Source organism: Erythrobacter sp. CCH5-A1 (genome assembly GCF_001557115.1).
Taxonomy (GTDB): Bacteria; Pseudomonadota; Alphaproteobacteria; order Sphingomonadales; family Sphingomonadaceae; genus Erythrobacter.
Genome location: NZ_LSKQ01000136.1, coordinates 1 through 20,342, shown reverse-complemented (window position 1 = coordinate 20,342; position 20,342 = coordinate 1). Strand labels below are relative to the sequence as shown.

General features: G+C 64.1%; 24 protein-coding genes and 1 pseudogene. 13 read left to right on the top strand and 12 right to left on the bottom strand.

From position 1 onward, the window contains the following. Window positions 1-557: 557 nt before the first annotated feature. The 5 genes from AX708_RS19825 to AX708_RS19815 form a co-directional block, all read right to left on the bottom strand. Window positions 558-1,136, bottom strand: coding sequence for a uracil-DNA glycosylase family protein (locus tag AX708_RS19825; RefSeq protein ID WP_318254616.1), 579 nt, complete (start codon window positions 1,134-1,136; stop codon window positions 558-560). Between the two features lie 31 nt (window positions 1,137-1,167). Next, the gene (locus AX708_RS19820) at window positions 1,168-1,581 is read right to left on the bottom strand and encodes a cytochrome c family protein (protein WP_066649002.1); all 414 of its coding nucleotides are present in this window, start codon (window positions 1,579-1,581) and stop codon (window positions 1,168-1,170) included. A 1-nt stretch (window position 1,582) separates the two neighbouring features. Next, the gene (locus tag AX708_RS07250; RefSeq protein ID WP_072378602.1) at window positions 1,583-2,176 is read right to left on the bottom strand and encodes a ferritin-like domain-containing protein; all 594 of its coding nucleotides are present in this window, start codon (window positions 2,174-2,176) and stop codon (window positions 1,583-1,585) included. Between the two features lie 87 nt (window positions 2,177-2,263). After that, complete coding sequence (locus AX708_RS07245; protein WP_066528266.1) at window positions 2,264-2,620, bottom strand: nuclear transport factor 2 family protein; 357 nt, start codon at window positions 2,618-2,620, stop codon at window positions 2,264-2,266. A gap of 112 nt (window positions 2,621-2,732) precedes the next feature. Next, the gene (locus AX708_RS19815) at window positions 2,733-3,254 is read right to left on the bottom strand and encodes a carboxymuconolactone decarboxylase family protein (protein ID WP_082731126.1); all 522 of its coding nucleotides are present in this window, start codon (window positions 3,252-3,254) and stop codon (window positions 2,733-2,735) included. A gap of 186 nt (window positions 3,255-3,440) precedes the next feature. Between AX708_RS19815 and AX708_RS07240 the strand changes: the two genes are divergently transcribed. Next, a complete protein-coding gene (locus AX708_RS07240) occupies window positions 3,441-4,376 on the top strand; it encodes an AraC family transcriptional regulator (RefSeq protein WP_066528263.1) in 936 nt (311 codons plus the stop codon). Between the two features lie 228 nt (window positions 4,377-4,604). On the opposite strand, the gene AX708_RS07235 is transcribed toward AX708_RS07240, so the two are convergent. Both AX708_RS07235 and AX708_RS07230 read right to left on the bottom strand, forming a co-directional pair. After that, window positions 4,605-5,135, bottom strand: a complete 531-nt coding sequence (locus tag AX708_RS07235) for an AlpA family transcriptional regulator (RefSeq protein WP_066528256.1) — start codon at window positions 5,133-5,135, stop codon at window positions 4,605-4,607. A gap of 392 nt (window positions 5,136-5,527) precedes the next feature. Next, the gene (locus AX708_RS07230) at window positions 5,528-6,772 is read right to left on the bottom strand and encodes a site-specific integrase (RefSeq protein ID WP_082731127.1); all 1,245 of its coding nucleotides are present in this window, start codon (window positions 6,770-6,772) and stop codon (window positions 5,528-5,530) included. A gap of 311 nt (window positions 6,773-7,083) precedes the next feature. Here AX708_RS07230 and AX708_RS21085 point away from each other — a divergent pair. The 5 genes and pseudogenes from AX708_RS21085 to AX708_RS07215 all read left to right on the top strand — a co-directional run. Continuing rightward, window positions 7,084-7,383 (top strand): annotated as a pseudogene (locus tag AX708_RS21085) (hypothetical protein); the annotation flags it as partial. Between the two features lie 615 nt (window positions 7,384-7,998). Next, a complete protein-coding gene (ribB, locus tag AX708_RS21080; protein ID WP_066528299.1) occupies window positions 7,999-9,246 on the top strand; it encodes a 3,4-dihydroxy-2-butanone-4-phosphate synthase in 1,248 nt (415 codons plus the stop codon). A 5-nt stretch (window positions 9,247-9,251) separates the two neighbouring features. Beyond that, entirely contained in the window at window positions 9,252-9,671 is a 420-nt protein-coding gene (ribH, locus tag AX708_RS07220) for a 6,7-dimethyl-8-ribityllumazine synthase (RefSeq protein ID WP_066528254.1), read from the top strand. 164 nt (window positions 9,672-9,835) lie between these two features. Beyond that, window positions 9,836-10,000: a hypothetical protein gene (locus tag AX708_RS20345; RefSeq protein ID WP_156443345.1), complete on the top strand. Its 165-nt coding sequence runs from the start codon at window positions 9,836-9,838 to the stop codon at window positions 9,998-10,000. Between the two features lie 141 nt (window positions 10,001-10,141). Beyond that, on the top strand, window positions 10,142-10,687 hold the full coding sequence (locus AX708_RS07215) for a hypothetical protein (protein ID WP_066528250.1): 546 nt from the start codon (window positions 10,142-10,144) through the stop codon (window positions 10,685-10,687). On the opposite strand, the gene eno is transcribed toward AX708_RS07215, so the two are convergent. Next, entirely contained in the window at window positions 10,684-11,970 is a 1,287-nt protein-coding gene (eno, locus tag AX708_RS07210; protein ID WP_066528248.1) for a phosphopyruvate hydratase, read from the bottom strand. The genes AX708_RS07215 and eno overlap by 4 nt on opposite strands. Before the next feature lie 191 nt (window positions 11,971-12,161). Between eno and AX708_RS07205 the strand changes: the two genes are divergently transcribed. The 6 genes from AX708_RS07205 to AX708_RS07180 all read left to right on the top strand — a co-directional run bounded on the left by AX708_RS07205 (window position 12,162) and on the right by AX708_RS07180 (window position 15,012). Beyond that, entirely contained in the window at window positions 12,162-12,788 is a 627-nt protein-coding gene (locus tag AX708_RS07205; protein WP_066528247.1) for a hypothetical protein, read from the top strand. Between the two features lie 24 nt (window positions 12,789-12,812). Beyond that, window positions 12,813-13,238, top strand: a complete 426-nt coding sequence (locus AX708_RS07200; RefSeq protein WP_066528245.1) for a phage holin family protein — start codon at window positions 12,813-12,815, stop codon at window positions 13,236-13,238. Then, the gene (locus tag AX708_RS07195) at window positions 13,235-13,618 is read left to right on the top strand and encodes a hypothetical protein (protein ID WP_066528240.1); all 384 of its coding nucleotides are present in this window, start codon (window positions 13,235-13,237) and stop codon (window positions 13,616-13,618) included. The genes AX708_RS07200 and AX708_RS07195 overlap by 4 nt, the downstream gene beginning before the upstream one ends. Then, window positions 13,615-14,184, top strand: a complete 570-nt coding sequence (locus AX708_RS07190; RefSeq protein ID WP_066528238.1) for a hypothetical protein — start codon at window positions 13,615-13,617, stop codon at window positions 14,182-14,184. Before AX708_RS07195 ends, AX708_RS07190 begins: the two co-directional genes overlap by 4 nt. An 86-nt stretch (window positions 14,185-14,270) precedes the next feature. Continuing rightward, window positions 14,271-14,504, top strand: a complete 234-nt coding sequence (locus AX708_RS07185) for a DUF4170 domain-containing protein (RefSeq protein WP_066528235.1) — start codon at window positions 14,271-14,273, stop codon at window positions 14,502-14,504. A 22-nt stretch (window positions 14,505-14,526) separates the two neighbouring features. Further along, entirely contained in the window at window positions 14,527-15,012 is a 486-nt protein-coding gene (locus tag AX708_RS07180; protein ID WP_066528233.1) for a GNAT family N-acetyltransferase, read from the top strand. Between the two features lie 9 nt (window positions 15,013-15,021). Here AX708_RS07180 and AX708_RS07175 read toward each other — a convergent pair whose 3' ends face one another. From AX708_RS07175 to AX708_RS07160, 4 genes are all read right to left on the bottom strand, one after another. Further along, on the bottom strand, window positions 15,022-15,309 hold the full coding sequence (locus AX708_RS07175) for a hypothetical protein (RefSeq protein WP_066528232.1): 288 nt from the start codon (window positions 15,307-15,309) through the stop codon (window positions 15,022-15,024). 22 nt (window positions 15,310-15,331) lie between these two features. Continuing rightward, window positions 15,332-15,808, bottom strand: coding sequence for a transcription elongation factor GreA (gene greA, locus AX708_RS07170; RefSeq protein ID WP_066528229.1), 477 nt, complete (start codon window positions 15,806-15,808; stop codon window positions 15,332-15,334). A 117-nt stretch (window positions 15,809-15,925) separates the two neighbouring features. After that, on the bottom strand, window positions 15,926-19,252 hold the full coding sequence (gene carB, locus AX708_RS07165) for a carbamoyl-phosphate synthase large subunit (RefSeq protein WP_066528226.1): 3,327 nt from the start codon (window positions 19,250-19,252) through the stop codon (window positions 15,926-15,928). Continuing rightward, window positions 19,252-19,827 carry a carbamoyl-phosphate synthase large subunit gene (locus AX708_RS07160; RefSeq protein WP_066528223.1) on the bottom strand — a complete coding sequence of 192 codons (576 nt, stop codon included), beginning with the start codon at window positions 19,825-19,827 and terminating at the stop codon, window positions 19,252-19,254. Before AX708_RS07160 ends, carB begins: the two co-directional genes overlap by 1 nt. Here AX708_RS07160 and AX708_RS21350 point away from each other — a divergent pair. Then, window positions 19,805-20,302, top strand: coding sequence for a DUF559 domain-containing protein (locus AX708_RS21350; protein WP_369815605.1), 498 nt, complete (start codon window positions 19,805-19,807; stop codon window positions 20,300-20,302). The genes AX708_RS07160 and AX708_RS21350 overlap by 23 nt on opposite strands. Window positions 20,303-20,342: the final 40 nt, after the last annotated feature.

Here is a 20,342-nt window from a genome sequence, read left to right as displayed (position 1 = left end):
CGCTTCCCATTGGCCTAACAAATAACGGCCAAGCACAAAATTCCTTACAGTCCCTTGCCAAATCCAACTCAACAGCCGGTACCTGCTCCATCGTCACCTTCCTGTCTGACTTATTCGCAGAAGATCCCGCAAAGTGGAGACCCCTCCACCACATTAAATGCGCCCTTTTCCGACCGCTTGTCACTTGCCCATTGGCGGTCGCCTCACTTTGAAAGCCACGGCAACTATGGACGGTAGACACGACTGCATTGGTATGACCTGTTCGATAGCCTCGCGGACGCGGCACCCTGCTGGAAATGAACCCGTCGCCCGACAGCAAACCTGTTTGATCGCCTGCTATCACCGCCGACACACCGGAATGATGCAGCCGTCTTGGTCAACCCAGCGCCAATAACACCGATCCCAGTCATCGCCACTAATTGGAACGACCCGCCAGCCCAGCCCTTCCGCATGGGTAGCCCAGCACCGAACCGAGAAGCCCTCGTTCGCCAAATTGCCCCACGAGGGGATCCAAGCGCCTACCAATGGCCTGGCGGTCGCCTAAAACACTGACAAGCCTACTCGTGTGGGGCAGTGCCTATTCGCATTCCAATTGCATCGCGCAACATTGGCAGAACATTGTGCTCGAACCATGGGTTGCGTTTCATCCAGCCCATACTACGCCAGGATGGATGCGGAAGCGGAAAGTAGTGCGGCAGGTACTCGTGAAATTTACCAACACGTTCAGTCAGCGATTGTTTTTTGTCCTCGACCAAGTAGCGCTGGTGTGCATAGCTTCCAACGAGCAGCGTCAATCGCGCGGGTGGAAGCACGGCCATGACGCGATCATGCCACATTGGTGCACATTCGAGGCGCGGCGGCAAATCGCCACTGCTCCCGGTGCCGGGATAGCAAAAGCCCATCGGCACAAGTGCGACCTGCGCCGGATCGTAAAAAATATCGGGCGTCAGCCCCGTCCACTCGCGCAGCCGCTCGCCGCTTGCGTCATCCCAGGCAGTGCCGCTCTCATGGACCCGCGCGCCGGGCGCCTGACCGATGATGACAATTGTTGAGGTTGCGCTGAACTGAACGATCGGGCGCGGTCCGGCTGGCAGATGCTCAGCGCACAGGGTGCACGCTCGAATGTCTTCCAGCAAGCAGTCTGACGATCTCATAACAGGCGTCCCGCTACCTCCGGTCCACGGACGAGTTTGCGGCAAGATAAGCAATAATGTCGCGCCGTTGCGCGGCGTCGGAGACAGTCGAAAACATTTTCGAGCCTGGCGCCATTTTTTGGGGTCCCTGCAGCCATAAATCGATCCGCGCCGGCGTCCAAACGCCGGTCAATTTCTTGAGTGCCGGAGAATAAGCATAGCCTGGTGCCGTTGCGATCCGACGTCCAATGAGACCGCGGTGCGCCGGGCCGATACGGTTTGCCTCGATGGAATGGCATCCGCCACATTTTGCTCGATAAAGCGCCTGGCCATTTGCGAGATTGCCCACCGCTTGCGCCGGCGCGGCGGTGGGGGCAAACACCAGTCCGGCCCCGGCCAGGATCGCGCAAACCGCGACCCCGGCCTCGATGCGTTTGCGACTTGCCATATCAGCCGAACAGATACGCAGATTTGGGCATCGCGCCGCCCGCCGCGTTGTTGAGAATGGCCCAGTGAACCGCTTCGTCTGTGCTAAGTTGCGCGAAGAGATGTGCCAGCTTGTGGTCCTGCAACGCAGCGATCTGGCCGACATAGGCGTTCGTCGCGCCCTGTTCGAGGCCGGCAGCAAACTTAATGACATCGCCTTCTGACTTGAGCGCGCCGATGTTAAGTGCCGAAATATACTCGGCATCGGTCTTGGGTTCGACAGGCTTTGCACCAGCCGTCGCGATCAGCTTGGCAAGTGAATCGCGGTGCCCCTCGTGATGGCCGAGGAAAACCAACGCAACGTCGAGCACGCCTTTGCTGAGCAGCCCGCTTCCGCCGGCAATGCGATACGCAGCGATACCTTCATGTTCAAGTGCAAGAGCACCCTGCATCACGCCGACATCTGAGCTGACGGTATCGCCGCGGCGCGCTATCTTGCGTGGCGCGGCCAGCAACGGTGCGTTAAGGGTGGCGAGCCCAAACCCAGCCGCGGCAATTCCAGCTGAACGGAACAGGGCACGGCGGGACTGGATGGCAACTTCATTTTCATTGGACATGAGATTTCCCTCTGTTGGAGTAGTAAATTACCCGCGCGCTGTGCGCCGGGATTCAAGTCGAAACGGAGCCAATCGGGTCGCCCGAGATCAGGCCTGGGTGTAGTATTTTTCTGAGACGATCTTGCCGTCCCGCCAGGTGCGCACGAGCGTTTCGTGCCAGATGATCGGGCTGCCATCACCGGCCGTCATCTTGAACGTCCATTCGCTCGCCGAGAAATTGTCCCCGACGGCCTGGCCGTGCAACGTCGCGCTTTCGAAGCTCTTCAGGCTCGCGAAAAAGCCTTCAAGATGTGCGCGCTCTGCAGCCTTCGAAGTGCGGCTTGCGCCATCGGGTTCGATGAATACGCAATTGTCGGCATAGTACTGGTCGATCGACTCAAGGATTCTGCCCTGAGCGGTGAGCGCGTTTGATGCGCTTTCGGCAGCTTCTATTGGATTGGTCATTGGCTTTTCCTTCGGATTGAATGTGATTGAAGACCGAGTTGGGCCGGTTCGCTGGGGGCGGCGAACCGGCCCGTTCGGGTCGCCTAAACAAACAAGGCGCTCCGCGAACGCATCAGCGGGAGATCATTTTCGGTCCCCGCGATATGGTTGAAGTAGTTCGTGAAAATGCTGAGTGTGATGTTCGCGACAGTCTCGACACCGGCCTCATGATCGGAACCGGCGTGGTGAGCGTTGCGAGTTGAGCTGCCGTTGTCTGGCCACGTAGGCGAACGACTTCGCATGCGACGCCCGACAGAGCGGCGGTCTTGGGATATGACGATCTGCCAATCAAATTCCTGGCCATTTCGTCGGACGAAAGACCTGCTCCCTTGCCGCGTCCCGTATGCACCGAAGCGCAATAATCGCACGCATTGGCACCGGCGACAGCGAGCGCAATCTGCTTGCGGTTCACATTTGACAGGCTTCCTGCGGCGAGTGCCCCGGCAACTCCAGGACAACCACTGCGCCCGGCCGGTGATTGCGCCATGGTGGCAAAAATTTTTGGCAAGCCGCCCATCTGCTTCTTCACCGCATACAGCAGGTCTTGGGTTTTCGACGGCGCAGACGCGGCATCAGTCTGGGGAATGGTCTCCACTACAAATCTCCGGGGCGGTTCCTGGCGAAGGGTTAGCAGTTCCGTCGATGCTTGGTTGCGCTTCGGTGGGAGGTAACGCAATGCCGTGGCGCCATTTTACGATTTCTGGTCAATTCATTGGGATGACCTGCAACGTTTCACGAATAGTCTTGTGGATTTAGCGGACGCCGGTGCTATGCAACCAGCATGACCGATGTACTCAGCGACGTGCTCGACACAGTAGCACTGAAAGCCGCAATTTACTTTCGCACCGATTTTTACCCGGCGTTTAGTATCGCCGTCCCTAGCTACAGGCGTGCAGCGCGCTTTCACCTGGTGGTACAAGGGACGTGCTACGTCACCCTCGCCGATGGGACGCGCACAAAGTTGCGAGCTGGCGATCTTGCCCTTGTTCCCGGCGGCGCTGGCCATTTGCTGTCGAGCAGCGAAACCGTTGAAGGGCAACCGCTTGGCGATGTCATACAGCAAGCAGGCTTCACGGGCTCGGGGCCGTTCATCGTCGGGAGCGGCGAAGCCGGCGAATCCTGCCAAATGGTATGCGGCCATTTCTCCTTTGCCGATGGTGCAGACCACCCGTTGCTGCGTTCGATACCGGACTTGTTGCATGTTACCGCAGCGGACCGTGCATCACGGCCCATGCTTGACGACGTTCTGCGCCTGCTTGTGCGCCGCATGTTTGAGGGCGAACCGGGAGCCACAGCCAGCGTCAGCCGCCTGTCCGAGGCGCTGTTCATCGAGGCGATACACGCCGGCATCGCGCAGGCGCCCGAAATCAGCCGTTTGATGTCCGCTGTCTACGATCCTCAGATCGGCAAAGCACTCAGCCTTATTCACGGTGATGTCGCCCATGGATGGACTGTCGAAAGCCTAGCGGCGGCCGTGGGAATGTCGCGCAGCCGCTTCGCCGAGCGCTTTCGCGAGCTGGTTGGCAGTGGCCCGATGGCCTATATAGTGGACTGGAGGCTTCAGCGTGCGCTCAACCTACTCGCGGAAAGCAATGTCCCGATAAAAACGGTTGCCAATCGCGTTGGCTATCGCTCGGCTGCCGCCTTCACCCGTGCGTTTTCAGAGCGCTTCGGCTGTTCGCCCAAAGAGCGAAGGATGAGCAGCAACGCAGCGTAGAAGTGGCGAAGCCATCGCGGTCGACTGCACAAACTAATGCTTGCTTTTGATTAATCAACTTGTCGATCCTGTTCATGGCTGTTAGAATGTCGATGTATTTGCCCGAATTCAAGCTATTGATAGGCGATCTAATCAGCCGGTGAGGAAAGATACGGCAAATGCTCCATCTGAGCAATAGGGTGGTGCGTTACCATCGGATTGGTGCATGGGCGTCAGACCTGTATACGCCTAGGGTCCCGCATCCTCGTGCAATTCCAGTCGCCGCGTGAAGTTATCAGACTGCTCGTCATGCAACTCGAGAAAGCGATTGGCCTCTTTGACAATCCGCGCCTCTACCACCGCTTCGCGGTCGATTTTTGCCTGGGCGTGGAGCCACTCGGTGACTTCCAGCCAATCCCAGAGAGGACTGTTGGAGGTGACGCGTGCAACCGGATTGGGGAAGCCTGAGCCACGTTCCGCCTTGGTATAGAGCGAGATCGCCTGACGGGTGAGACCTGAGCGCTCGGCAATGTCACTGAGGTTCACCAGATAATCCGGCTCGACCCGTTCGATCTTGGCACCCGTTTTGAGTATATCCTTATAAGCGGTTGTGACAGCTTTGGAAAATGACACAGCTTGACGGGCGAACTCGGCGATGATCACGCCCTTCTGGAACGAAAGCGTCGCGTCGTCGCAACCGGCCTCGAAGAAGCGGTCTTCGTAGCCGTCCGCCTCGGGATCGAGGCCGGAGGCGACAATCGTGAACTCATGCGTCTTCATCTCACTCACTCCGCTTGCCCGTGCGGGCACCGCGACACATCCCGTCGTATAGCCTTGGCATGGTTCTCCGCATTACGCGGCGTGCTCCACACCGAGACCATGCAACCGTCCCGGTCAGCCCAAGCGCAGTAGAGCCGCCCCCAGGCGTGGCCACTGATCGGAACGACCCGCCAGCCCAGTGTTTCCGCATGGGCAACAGCAGCTTCAATCTCCTTGTTCGGATGGCGTGGCCTAGCCATTCAACCGACCTCCTTATCGCCTATCTGTTGACAAATGTCAACGGTATCTGCGGTGCCCCTTTTGTTTCACTGCCGTGCTGCTCCGCTGCGTTCGACGCGGGCCGAGAGGCGCAGCTAGCCATGGTCTGGAATCAGACCATGCGTCTCATTGGCCTATGTCGACAGGATGGACCGCAGCTTCGCGTCCCAAGCATCGAGAGCGGTGCGCTTCTCATCGTCATATTTGTAGCGGTTGTAGATCCCCGCGACCCCTGCCCTTGTTCCGCTGATATGGTTGAGCACGCTTTCTGTCACCTCGACGGGGACTCTCAGCGACTGGAGATGGGTTGCGCCGGTTCTGCGGATATCGTGTAGTCGCCAGTTCGGAACGTCTACCTGGTCGGGGTCTCCTCCGTCCTCGATCTGCTTCGCCTTCAGGTGCGCGATCATGTCCTTGTGGAGAGCCGCCCTTCCCTTGAAGAATCCCGAGACGGGGGTCGTGCCAGTGGTCGTGAATACGAGGCCCTTGCGCTTCGGGCCAAGCAGCTGCAGCTCTGCCAAAGCGAGGCTTGTCAGCGGTATGACATGTTCCTGATCATTCTTCGCCCGATCGGCCGGCAAGGTCCATCTACGCGCATCGATGTCGATTTCGGACCAGTCCATCTCTGCAACTTCCTGACGCCGTTGCATCGTCAGGATCAGCATCCGGACGAACGGCCCCCACGGCCATCCGGAATTCTCGGTCGCCCTCCACAAGGCGACAATCTCCTCGTCACTGAGCACCCTGCGCCGCGATGGAACGGCCTTCGGAGCCTTCATCCCGGCCAGCGGCGAGACATCGATATCCTGCCGGTCGGTCGCCCAGTTGAAGAACTTGCGCAGGAGCGAGTGGATCTCCTTGCGTCGCGCAGGGCGATCAGAATACTCGTCCAGCACCTTCACGATATCGGCGCGGGTGATCTCGTGGACGGGTCGGTTCCCCCAGCGTGGAATAAACACGTTGTTGATCGTGCATTGCGCCGAGCCCCACGTCCCCCGCCAGTTCGGCTTGAGATAGAGCTCAACGAACCTTTCGCTGTAGGTCCGAAAGTTCAGCGTCTCCTTCTTCCGCTTGGCTTCGCGTTTGGCTTCGACCGGATCGATCCCCTGATAGACCTGGACCAGCAATCGCTCGGCTTCCTTGCGCGCCGTGGCCGGCGTCCATGGACTACCAACGGGCCCGATCGTTTTGCGTCGGGCAGGCCCGCCGTCGACCCGATACTGGAACACAAACGATTGTGCTCCTCTTGGCGTGACGCGAAGTCCGAAACCCTTTAGCCGGGGGTCCCACACGTAAATGTCGCGGTGCGGGTCCGGTGTGACCGACTGGATTGTTCGCAGTGTGATTGATTGATTCGGCATGATCTGACGCTCGTCCACGTAATCGCCACGTAATCAGATGTCGGGATTACGATGGCGTAGCGAAGGGTAATCCACGGCGGATTTATTCCAACCGTTTCAAGCCCTTGAGCGTAGTTTGGCGTAGTATTGGAAAGGAACGAAAAGGGCACAAAGCTCCGCTCTTAATCAGCGGGTCCTAGGTTCGAGCCCTAGTGCGTCCACCATCCTTTTCCAGCGCAGACATTGACGCGCGGCGACGCGGTCTTGAAGGCCGTGTCCTGCGCGCTGCAACCCGCCGGTAACCACCTCGCGAGAGGGGCGATTAGCCTGCCCCCTGTAAGTCCGCGCGCGTGGTCCGGCTTGTCGTCCTCTTCAGCGCCTTTGTGCTCGCGTTCCTCAGCCAAGGGGGAGCGCCCGCACATGCGCATGATTGGCGGGCGCGCGGGGTCCAGGGCGCGGTCCGGGCCGAGCTGGCAGGCTGGGCTCCGGCTCCGCCCGCGCGCAAGACGGGACGCCCGCCCCCGAGCGCCGAAGTCGTCGGCGCCATTCGCGAGGCATCGCAGCGCACGGGCGTCGATTTCGCCTTTCTGCTCGCCCAGGCTCACCTCGAATCCGGCCTTGACCCCGACGCGCGGGCGCAGGGCTCGAGCGCGCGCGGGCTGTTCCAGTTCATCGAGAGCACGTGGATCGCCAGCTACCGGCGCAACGGCGCGCGCTTCGGCCTTGCTGCCCGCCCCACGCGCGCGGCAGTGCTGGCGCTGCGCAGCGACCCGGCCGCCGCCGCGGTACTGGCCGCCGCCGACGCGCGCGACAATGCCGCGACGCTCTCCCGCGTGCTGGGCCGCGCCCCCAACGCGACCGAGCTCTACCTCGCGCACTTCCTCGGTTCGGGCGGCGCGACGCGGTTCCTGACCGTCTGGCGTAGCGCCCCTGGGACCAGCGCGGCAACCTTGTTCCCGCGTCAGGCAAAGTCCAATCGCGCGATTTTCCATGACAAAGATGGTGTGGCACGCTCGCTCGACGAGGTGCTGCAGGTGGTCGATAACAAGGTCAAGGGCGGGCTCGCCGCGACGGTCCGCCTGCATGGGCTTGCGGAGAATGTCGGCAACAAATTTGCGAATAATCAAGAATATAATGCAGATATCTCGACATCGTCCGAGGTTGAAGCTTCGAAGACTTCGACCGCGATGGCAAAGGGCGTAGCAGGCCCCACGATCACATCGCATATCTCTTGCGATCACATCTCAATGTGCTACATGACACGCATGAGCACATCCATCATCACACGCGTCCGGGACATCGTCGAGAGCGGAAAGATGACCCGCGCCGGGCTCGCCCGCGCCGCCGGTCTCCATGCCAACACCCTGCGCGACGCTGGCGAGCCCGACTGGAATCCCACGGCTGAGACGCTGCAAAAGCTGGAATTTTTCCTCGATTCCAACGATCAGCGCCCCGTTCTTGCCACAATAGATGAGATCATCGACGAGGCGCGCAATGGACGCATGTACATTCTCGTCGACGACGAGGATCGCGAGAACGAGGGCGATCTCATCATCCCCGCGCAGATGGCCACCCCGCAGGCGATCAACTTCATGGCCACCCACGGCCGCGGGCTGATCTGCCTCGCGCTCACCAAGGACCGCGTCGACCACCTCGGCCTCACGCCCATGAGCCGCAACAACAAGGAATCGATGCAGACCGCCTTCACCATCTCGATCGAGGCGAAGGAAGGCGTCACCACCGGCATTTCGGCAGCGGACCGGGCGCGCACCATCTCGGTCGCGATCGATGCGGCCAAGGGCGCGGACGATCTCGTAACTCCTGGGCACGTCTTCCCGCTGATGGCGCGCGACGGCGGCACGCTGGTGCGCGCCGGGCACACCGAAGCGGCGGTCGACATCTCGCGCCTTGCGGGCCTCAACCCCTCGGGCGTGATCTGCGAGATCATGAACGAGGACGGGACCATGGCCCGGCTCGACGATCTCATCACCTTCGCGCGGCGGCACGACATGAAGATCGGCACGATCCGCGACCTCATCGCCTACCGGATGCGCAACGATCATCTGGTCGAGCGCCTTTCCGAGCGCGCCTTCACCTCGGATTATGGCGGCCAGTGGCGGATGATCACCTATCGCGACCGCGTGGCGGGCTCGGAAGCCTATGTTCTCCAGAAGGGCCACGTCATCCCCGGCGAGCCGACTCTCGCCCGCGTTCACCCCATCTCGGTGTTCGACGACGTGCTGGGCCAGCCCGGACCGCGCAAGCGCACGCTCCAGCGCGCGATGCAGGCGGTGGGCGCGCATGGCTCGGGCGTGATCGTGATCCTCACCGGGCGCGTCGGCGCGGGCGACTGGCAACAGGGCGAGGAGCAGCGCAATATCGGAATCGGCTCGCAGATCCTCGCCGACCTCGGCGTTACCGAGATGGTGTTGCTGTCCAATAGCCGTCCTGACCTTGTCGCGCTCGAAGGCTATGGCCTGACCATCACCGACTTCCACCCGATTCCGGAGTAACACCCATGGCCGACATTCTCATCGTCGAAGCGCGCTTCTACGCACACCTCAACGACATGCTGATCGCCGGCGCGCGCGCGGCGCTCGAAGCCAAGGGGCACAAGGTCGAGGTGCTGACCGTCCCCGGCGCGCTCGAGATCCCGGGCGCGATCGCGCTCGCGGCCGAGGCCGACCGCTATGACGCCTTCGTCGCCATCGGCGTGGTGATCCGCGGCGAGACCTACCATTTCGAGATCGTCGCGGGCGAAAGCGCGCGCGCGATCATGGCGTTGACGATGGACGGAATCGCGATCGGCAACGGCATCCTCACGGTCGAGAACGAGGCCCAGGCGCTGGTCCGCGCCGACCCCGCGCAGAAGGACAAGGGCGGCGAGGCGGCCAAGGCGGCGCTTGCGCTGCTGGAACTGCGGGACCGCTTCGGTTGACGATTGCGCGCCTGCGCGTCCCATTTCGGCGCGCGGCCCCTGCTACGTAATTTCCCTCTGTAGATTTGCATCGGGCATTAACATGATAATCCCCCCGTCTCCGCGGCGACGCAGGAATTGTGCGGGCCGGCGGAGAAGGGTTCGCGCCAGCTTGGGATCTGACTGTGGAAAATATCACACCGACTGCGCCGGGCGATGCCCGTGTGCCCGCCGTTCTGGCTGGGCTCGAACGTGAGCTTGCCGTGCTTGACCAGATCGGCGCGCATATCGCCGCTGCCTATCTTGACGCTGCCATTACCCAATTGCGACGCGATCAGCTGCGTCCATAAACACCGCAGCCCACTGTTTTTCGCAAGTAAAAAAGCGAACTGCGTATTCGCCCGTAAAGCCAACCAGATCGGATGTTCTTACATCGGGTTCAGTAGGCAATGGCATGGGGGCGAAAGCCCCGAACTCCTGAAGGCGGATCGATGGGCAATATGACGCACGACACCGGCCAGATTTTCGCGAGCACTGCAGAGGGCGTCAGCCACGGCGACGCCGCACTGCTGTTCCACCCGCTCGCCGACGAATTGATGGGTATCGCCGCGCGGCTGCGCGAAGCGGCGGAAGCCGGTGGCCGGCTCGATCAGGGTGAAGGCGCAGCTGCCGGTGCCGGGGGCTCTGCCCGTCCCGCCCGTCCGGCGCGCAGCCGTCTGGCGCTCGCCCGCAAGGCCTATGCCCTGCGCCGCAAGCGCGCGAGCCTATTCGGCAATCCCGATCTGTTCGGGGAGCCCGCGTGGGACATCCTGCTCGATCTCTACATCGCCGCCGGCGAGGGCAAGAACGTCTCGGTATCGAGCGCCTGTATCGGCTCGGCCGCGCCGGCAACCACCGGCCTGCGCTGGCTCGGCGTGCTGGCCGACGAAGGCCTGATCCTGCGCGAGAACGACGCGGAAGACCACCGCCGCGTGCTCGTCAGGCTGACGCCTTCGGGGCTGGCGGCGATGGACAAGTTTTTCGACGCGGTCGATTAACCGCGCGCGCCGAAGCAGGCGCGGCCCGCATAAGCGGCGCTGTCGCCCAGCTCTTCCTCGATGCGGATCAGCTGGTTGTACTTGGCAAGCCGGTCCGAACGGGCGAGCGAGCCGGTCTTGATCTGCCCGCAATTGGTCGCGACCGCGAGGTCGGCGATGGTCGCATCCTCGGTCTCGCCCGAACGGTGGCTCATCACGCAGGTGTAGCGCGCGCGGTGTGCCATATCGACCGCCGCCAGTGTCTCGGTCAGTGTGCCGATCTGGTTGACCTTGACCAGCAGCGAATTGGCAAGGCCTCGGGCGATCCCGTCACTGAGGCGCGCCGGGTTGGTGACGAAGAGGTCGTCGCCCACCAGTTGCACCTTCTCGCCCAGCAGCTGCGTGAGCGCGGCCCAGCCCTCGAAATCGTCCTCGCTCATGCCGTCCTCGATCGAGCGGATCGGGTAATCGGCGCAAAGCTTGCCGAGGTAATCGGCCATTTCCTGCGGGGTCAGGCTGAGGCCCTCGCCGCTGATCTCGTACTTGCCGTCGCGGAAGAACTCGGTCGCCGCGCAGTCGAGGGCCAGCACGATGTCCTCGCCCGGCGTGAAGCCGGCCTTGCTGACGCTCTCCATGATGAAATCGAGCGCCGCGCGGGTGCTGGCAAGATCGGGCGCGAAACCGCCTTCGTCGCCCACCGACGTGGCGAGGCCCTTCTGGTGCAGCCCCTTCTTCAGGGTGTGGAACACCTCCGCCCCCCAGCGCACCGCCTCGGCGATCGAATCCGCGCCGACCGGCATGATCATGAATTCCTGGATGTCGATCGGATTGTCGGCATGCTCGCCGCCGTTGATGATGTTCATCATCGGCACCGGGAGCATGTGCGCCGACACGCCGCCGAGGTAGGAATAGAGCGGCAGGCCGCGCGCGTTCGCCGCAGCCTTCGCCACCGCCAGCGAGGTGCCGAGGATCGCGTTGGCGCCGAGCCGGCCCTTGTTGGGCGTGTCGTCCAATGCGATCAGCGAGAGGTCGATATCGCGCTGGTCCTCGGCATCGAAATTGGCGATCAAGAGGTCGCGGATCTCGCTGTTGACCGCATCGACCGCCTTCAGCACGCCCTTGCCGAGATAGCGCGATGCGTCACCGTCGCGCAGTTCCACCGCTTCATGGGCACCGGTCGACGCGCCCGAGGGCACGGCGGCGCGGCCGAAGCTGCCGTCCTCCAGCAGCACGTCGACCTCCACGGTCGGATTGCCGCGGCTGTCGAGGATTTCGCGCCCGTGGATGTCGATGATCGCGGTCATGTTTGGCTCCGGCTGTAATGTGGTTTAGGGTGTTAAGACACTCGGCCCCTATGGTATTGGGCAAGGAATGATTCTGGCTTGATGCGTCCTGTTGACGGCCGCTCGCGTGACGTCCCTATGCGTGAGGCAGGCCTTGCGCAAGCGGCTGAACGAGAGCCTGCGGATCACCCGATTTGAGATGGAGACCTTCGATGGCTGACACCAACCCGACCGACGCCGCCCCGGCAAAGAAGACCCCCGCCAAGTCCGCCAAGGGCGCTGCCGCCAAGTCCGAAGGCCCGACCAAGGCCGCCCCGCGCAAGACCGCAGCGACCGCCAAGGCACCCGATGCCGCCCCGGCTGACGCCGCTCCCGCCTCCACCCAGGTGATCGAGGCCAAGAGCCGCTTCAATGCCGCGCTCGAGGAAGCCAAGGCCGGTGCCGCTGCGCTGCGAGCCGAGGCCGGGAACCGTCTTACTGCAGCCGGCGACCAGGCCAAGGGCAGGAGCGATGATCTCCTCGCCGATGCGAAGACCAAGGCCGGCGAGCTCGCGGTCGAGGGCAAGCAGGTCGCGAGCGACGCCATCGCCTCGCTCGGCAAGGTGGTGGGGGATACCGCCGCGCAGATCGACGAGAAACTGGGCGAACAATATGGCGATTACGCCCGCAAGGCCTCGCGCAGCCTTCAGGAAACCTCGGCCAAGCTCGAATCGAAGAGCGTCGAAGAGCTCGGCGAGGACGCGCGCGAGATGGTGCGCCGCAGTCCCGGCGTCGCGGTGGGCGTTGCTGCCGTGTTCGGCTTCTTCCTCGCACGGCTGCTGGGCGGCCGGAAGCGCTGAGGCCGCCTGCGGGGAGACGCAGCGATGGCTGATATCGATCCCGGCCTCGCGCGGCCGCAGGATGGCGCTCCGGCCGAACCGGCCCCGGACGCGCCCGAGGCGCCCGACACGACATTGTCGGCCCTGCGCGACGATGTGACCGCGCTGGTCGAAGACGCGCGCAACTACGCCGAAGCCGAGATCGCCTTCCAGAAGACCCGCGCCGCGCTTGCGGGCAAGCATGGCGCGCGGGCGCTCGGCATGCTGGTGCTCGCGCTGGTGCTGCTCCACATCGCGCTGATCGCGCTGGCGGTGGGCGCGGTGATCGCGCTCGCGCCGCTGGTGACGATCTGGGGGGCGATCGCCATCGTCGTCGGCGTGATGCTGATCGGGGTGGCGGTGCTGGTAATGAGCGCCCTCAAGGACGGCAAGCTGCTGGCGGCGATGTTCGGCTCCGGAGACGCATCGTGATCCGCCTGCCCTCCCGCTTCCTCGAGGACCGCGCGCTGCGTGACACTGCCCGCGCGGTGCTGACCGAGGATATCGACCGGCTGCGCGCCAGCCTTGCCGAGCAGGGCATCGCGAGCCGCGTATCCTCGGGCGTGACCTCGACCATCTCCGAGCGTATCCGCACCGGCGCGCGCGACGTGCTGGCCGAGGCGCGTGCGCAGGCGGGGTCGCGCAAGGGGCTGATTGCCGGGATCATCGCGGCGATCGTGCTGTTCATCGCGCGCGGGCCGATCCTCGACTGGATCGAGGAACTGCTCGAAAGCGATTACGACGAAGACGACGACACCATCACGGATGCACCCGCCGACCCCGCGGCGGCATCCGCAGGAGAGACTGAATGACCGACACCCCCGCGAATGATCAACGCGACGCGCTGCGCGCCCGCATCGAGGCGGCCGAGCGCCGCAATGCCGAGAAGAACCTTGCCGATCAGGCCCGCGCCGCTGCCGATGCGGCGATCGACTACACCCGCGCCAATCCGCTGACGGTGATCGGCGGCGCAGTCGCCTTCGGGCTCGTGATCGGCCTCCTCACCCGCCCCGGCCGCCGGGTCGCGGGCCGCGCGCTGCATTCGGCCGGCGATGCGATTTCGGGCGCGGCTTCGAGCGCGACGTCGGGCGTCAAGAGCATCACCGCGCGCGGCGGATCGCGGCTCGGCCAGATGATCGGCGAAGCGGCGGTGGCCTATGCCATGACCGTGATCGACGATCTGCTCGACACCGCGCGCGAGGGCAAGGAGCGCGCCGAAGACCTTGGCGAGGCGGCCGGTGCCCAAGCGAAGAAGCTTTCGGCCAACGCTTCGGGGGCGGCCGGCGCGGCGGCGGACAGCACCCGTACGCTCGCGCGCAAGACCCGCGATGCCGCGCTCGATGTGGTGCGCGATATCCGGCGCCAGACCAAGGGCTGACTCGCCGCCCGTGCGGGAGGAGGCTTGCCCTTGGCGCATCACGCGCTAAGGGGCGCGCATCCTTCCTCCCCAAGGGCGCAACAGACATGGCAGCAGAAACCACCCCCACCCAGCGGCTCCACCTCGTGATGGGCGGCCGCGTCAAGGACCCGCGCGGGCTCGAGTTCCAGGACCCGGAAAGCATCCACGTCGTCGGCGTCTACAGCTCCTATGACGCCGCGGTCGACGCATGGCGCGCGCAGGCGCAGCGCACGGTCGACGATGCGGAGATGAAGTACGTCGTCGTCCACATCCACAAGCTGCTCACCCCCGAGGATTGAGCCGCGCAAGCGGGGGCGCCGCATGGATTATGCCACCCGCCCTGCCCGGCCCGAAGACGGCGCCGCGCTGACCGCGATCACGCTCGCCGCGATCCGCGAGACGGCGCGGGCTGCCTATACGCCCGAGCAGGTCGAGGCGTGGTCGGTACGGGTGGCGCGGTCGGAGCGAATAGCGGGGGCTTTCCCGGGCGATTTCGTCCGGGTTGCGGTCGATCACGCGGACAGCCCGGTCGCCTATTTCGTGCTCGAGGCGGACGGGCATCTCGACATGCTCTACTGCCACCCCGATCACGGCGGTCGCGGGCTTGGACGGCGGCTGCTGGCCGAAGCCGAACTGGCCGCGCGGGCGCGCGATCTGACCCGCCTGTTCACCGAGGCGAGCGAGCTAGCCCGCCCGGTCTTCGAACGCGCGGGCTACCATCTGATCGAGCGGCGCAACTTCACGATACCTCACGAAGGGCGCGAGGTGGCGATCCACAATTACGCGATGGAAAAGCGCCTCGCCTGAGGCGCTGCCTTACCGCAGAGCGGCCGCCGCCGCAGCCGCGCCGACCGCGATCAGCGCCAGCACCGCGCGCGTCCGGCGGTTCGAGCGGCGGCCCTGCCACAGCTCCTCGTCGAGCCACCACTTGCCCTGCCCGTCGGTCTTGAGGATATCGAGGCCCTTCAGCCGCTCGAAGGCGCGCTGGCGGCTCGGACGGGCGGGAGCATAGGGGATCGCATCGGCCATGCTGACCGCGCCCGCGCTGATGAAGTGCGCCGCGACCTTCCTCTCGGCTATCGGCCTGACCGGAACCACCGCCATGTCGCGCCCCCCTTGCGATGCGTCAGATGAACTCGATCTTGTCGACGAGGTAGAACTTCTCGCCCGAGGGCACCGTCACCTCGATCTCGTCACCCACCTGCTTGCCGATCAGCGCGCGGGCAAGCGGCGAGTTGTAGCTGATGCGCCCCTTGTTGGCGTCCGCCTCGGTCTGGCCGACGATCTGGTAGCGAATGGGCTTGTCGTTCTCGTCAAGCAGGGTGACGGTCGCGCCGAAGATGATCTTGTCGCCTGACAGCGTGGTCGGATCTATGATCTGCGCGCGGCTGACCTTGTCCTCGAGCTCGGCGATCTGGGCCTCGACCTGGCCCTGGCGTTCCTTGGCGGCATGGTATTCGGCGTTTTCCGAAAGGTCGCCGTGGGCGCGGGCTTCCTCTATCGCCTCGACGATCTTCGGGCGTTCCTCGCGCAGGACCTTGAGGTCGGCGGTGAGCCGCTCGTAACCCTCGGCCAGCATCGGGACCTTTTCCATCGTCGCCATAGCTTATCGTCTTTCCATATGTTTTTCTTGTGATCCCGCCCCGAGAGAAAAGAAAGCTATCAACGCCGTCCAGCTGGCTCGACGTCAGGCACTCTCGTTTGTCGGGGGAGGTGTCAGTCAGCTGCCATAATAGTCCTGCAAGCTGCGGACTTCAAGCTGGTCCGGCCGGATCGCCGAAATCGCCGCCGCTGCCGCCACGGATGCGGCCGCAGTCGTATAGTAGGGCACCTTGCCCGCGAGCGCTGCCTGACGGATCGATTTACTGTCCATCAGCGATTGCCAGCCCTCGGTCGTATTGAAGATCAGCGCGATATCGCCGTCGATGATCTTGTCGACGATATGCGGCTGGCCCTCGGCCACCTTGTTGACCCGCTCGACCGCGAGGCCCTGTTCGGCGAGATAGGTCTGCGTACCCCCGGTCGCGATCACGCGGAAGCCGTGTTCGATGAGGCGCCGCACACCCGGGACGATCACTGCCTTGTCGGTGTTCTTGACCGAGACGAACACGGTGCCGGACTGCGGCGGGATCATCCCCGCGCCGAGCTGCGACTTGAGGAAGGCGGCCTCGAAGGTCGTATCGATCCCCATGACCTCGCCGGTCGACTTCATTTCAGGGCTGAGCACCGGGTCCGCGCCGGGGAAGCGCGCGAAGGGGAACACCGCTTCCTTGACCGCCATGTAGGGCAAGTCGCGCTTGAACGGCTCGAAATTGGCGAGCGGCTCGCCCGCCATGACGCGCGCGGCGATCTTGGCGACCGGCTGCCCGATGGCCTTCGCCACAAAAGGCACGGTGCGACTGGCGCGCGGGTTGACCTCGATGAGGTAGACCACCCCGTCCTTCACCGCGAACTGGATGTTCATCAGCCCCTTGACGCCCAGCGCAAAGGCCAGTGCCTCGGCCTGGCGCTCCATCTCCGCGATGATCTCGGGGGGCAGCGAATAGGGCGGCAGGGTGCAAGCACTGTCGCCCGAGTGGACGCCCGCCTCCTCGATATGCTGCATCACGCCCGCGATCCGCACCTCGGTGCCGTCGCACAGCGCGTCGACATCGCATTCGATCGCGTCGCGCAGATACTGGTCGATCAGCACCGGGCTGTCCCCACTGACGTTGACCGCGGTGGCAATGTAGCTGTCGAGCTGGGCTTCGCTGTCGACGATCTCCATCGCACGGCCCCCGAGCACGTAGGAGGGGCGCAGCAGCACCGGGTAGCCGATCCGCGCGGCAACCGCGGCGGCCTCGTCGCGGCTGCGGGCGATGCCGTTGTCTGGCTGCTTGAGCTTCAGCTTGCTGACCAGCTTGGCAAAGCGCTCGCGGTCCTCGGCAAGGTCGATCGCATCGGGCGAGGTGCCGAGGATCGGGATGCCCGCATCCTCCAGCGCCTGTGCCAGCTTCAGCGGGGTCTGCCCGCCGAACTGGACGATCACGCCCAGCAATTCACCCTTCGATTGCTCGACCCGCAGGATCTCGAGCACGTCCTCGTCGGTCAGCGGCTCGAAATAGAGCCGGTCGGACGTGTCGTAATCGGTCGAGACTGTCTCGGGATTGCAGTTGACCATGATCGTCTCGAAGCCCTGCTCCGCGAGCGCGAAGCACGCGTGGACGCAGCAATAGTCGAACTCGATCCCTTGCCCGATGCGGTTGGGGCCGCCGCCGAGGATGACGATCTTCTTGCGATCAGAGGGCGCGGCCTCGCATTCGGGCGCGCCGAAGCTCGGAGCCTCGTAGGTCGAATACATGTAGGGCGTGATCGCCTCGAACTCGGCGGCGCAGCTGTCGATCCGCTTGAACACCGGATAGACGCCGAGCTTGTGGCGCAGCTGCCGGACTTCCTCCGCGCTGGTCGCCCCCGCCATGGCGACGAGCGCATCGTGAAGCAGCCCCGAGCGCTTGGCCTGCGTCTCGCCCAGCCCGCCGGCGACGCCTACAGAGCGAACCGCCAGCGTCGCAAGGCGCTTGTCGGAAAAGCCCATCGCCTTCAACCGCCTGAGGCTCGCCGCATCGCGCGGCAGCCCGTTGGCCTGCAAATCCTTCTCTGCGGCAATTATGGCCTCGATCTGGCGCAGGAACCACGGGTCGTAGAAGGTGACCGCGGCCACCTCCTCCACCGTCATCCCCTCGCGAAACGCCTGCCCGACCTTGAGCAGCCGGTCCGGCGTGCGGCGCGACAGTGCGGCGGTGATGACATCGCGTGCCTGCCCTTCGAGCTCGGGGAAGCGGTTGAAGCCATCAAGGCCCGTCTCGAGCCCGCGCAGCGCCTTCTGCACGCTCTCCTGGAAATTGCGGCCGATCGCCATGACTTCGCCGACGCTCTTCATCGCGGTCGAGAGGTCGGTGGCCGCGCCCTTGAACTTTTCGAAGGCAAAGCGCGGGATCTTGGTCACCACGTAATCGATGGTGGGTTCGAAGCTGGCGGGCGTCGCGCCGGTGATCTCGTTGGTGAGCTCATCGAGCGTGTAGCCGACCGCGAGCTTGGCCGCGACGCGGGCGATGGGGAAGCCGGTTGCCTTCGACGCCAGCGCCGAGGAGCGGCTGACGCGCGGGTTCATCTCGATCACGATCAGGCGGCCGTCCTTGGGGTTGACCGCGAACTGGACGTTGGAGCCGCCTGTCTCCACCCCGATCTCGCGCAGCACCGCGATGCTGGCCGAGCGCATGATCTGGTATTCCTTGTCGGTCAGCGTCAGCGCCGGGGCGACGGTGATGCTGTCGCCGGTGTGCACGCCCATCGGATCGACGTTCTCGATCGAGCAGATGATGATCGCGTTGTCCTTGCGATCGCGCACCACCTCCATCTCGAACTCCTTCCACCCGAGGAGCGATTCCTCGATCAGGACTTCGGTGGTCGGCGAGGCGTCGAGGCCTTCCTTCACGATCTGGTCGAATTCGGCCTTGTTGTAGGCGATCCCGCCCCCGGTGCCGCCGAGGGTAAAGGAAGGCCGGATGATCGCGGGCAGCCCGGTGCGTTCCAGCACCGCGCGCGCCTGTTCGAGCGTGTTGGCAACGCCCGAGCGCGCGGATTCGAGCCCGATCGCGTCCATCGCCTCGCGAAACCGCTGGCGGTTCTCGGCCTTGTCGATGGCGTCTGCCTTGGCGCCGATCATCTCGACGCCGTATTCGGCCAGCACCCCCATCTCATCGAGCTTCAGCGCGCAGTTCAGCGCGGTCTGCCCGCCCATCGTCGGCAGCAGCGCATCGGGCCGCTCCTTGGCGATGATCTTGGCGACGATATCGGGCGTGATCGGCTCGATATAGGTGGCATCGGCAAACTCCGGATCGGTCATGATCGTCGCCGGATTGCTGTTGACGAGGATGACCCGGTAGCCCTCCTCCTTCAGCGCCTTGATCGCCTGGGTGCCGGAATAGTCGAACTCGCAGGCCTGGCCGATGATGATCGGGCCGGCGCCGATGACGAGGATCGAGGAAATGTCGGTTCTTTTGGGCATCAGGATTCCTGCTCGGAAAAGGCGAAGATGAGCTTGGTGTAGCGGTTCACGTAGGGCAGCACGTCGGGCTTGGAGGCGGCGCTGCCGAAAACGAAGGTGCAGTTGCGGCGGATGTCGATGAGGCGATCCCCGTCGCGCGCCATGATGTAGCTCAGCACATAGTAGGAGCGCGGCGCGTTGCGGCGGCCGATGACGTCGAGCTTTTTCACCGTCTCGGTGCCGCTGGCGAGGCGCTCGCCGTCGATGAAGCCCTGTTCCTTGCGCTCTGCGGCCACCGCCTTGTGGCGCTTGGCGGGATCGAAGTCTTCCTCGCTGAACGGGCCCTGGGAGGCGGCGATGCGGCAGTCCATCCGTCCCGCGACGGGGTAGCGGGTGCCCTCATCATGCAGGACGGGGCGCCAGAAGGTGAGGACGGGCAGGCCGGTTTCGGAGGAGGCCTCGAGCGTCACCGAGCCATCGCCCTGAAACGCGACGCCCTCGGCGATCTCGGCGCCAGGCCACTGGGCGACAGGCGCGGGGTTCTGGGCGAGCGCGGGCGCGGCCAGTGCGAGAATGAGAAGTGCGAGCCTATTCATCTTCCGCCCGGTACTTCTCATTTCCGACAAAACCGAACTTCGTCGTGCCGGATTGCTTGATGTATTCCAGCACGCAGACCGAGGCTTCGTAGTCGGCATTCGGGCTCGGCTCGAAGATGATCTCGCCGTTCGGCTTGACGATGAGTTTGATGTCCTTGGCATTGCACTTGCGCAGGATCGCATCGGCATCCGATTGCTGGAAGCCGTCCGAGAAATCGATGGTGCTCGGCAGGTCGACCGTCACGCTATGCGACACCGGCCCGCAGGCCGTTATTGCCAGCGGCAAGGTGAGCACGAGCGAAAGGCCGCGAAGCTTGCCGCTCACCCCAGCCCCACCGACGCGAACCGTACCCGCATCATCGAAGCCCACGGCTACCGCGTGATCCGCTTCCGGAACAACGAGGTGTCCGAGAATCTGGACGGCGTTCTGGCGGTCATCGCCGAGGAAATCGCCATCGCCCGCAACGAGCGCTGACGCGCCCCCCTTCCCCGGGGGGAAGGGGCTGGGGGATGGG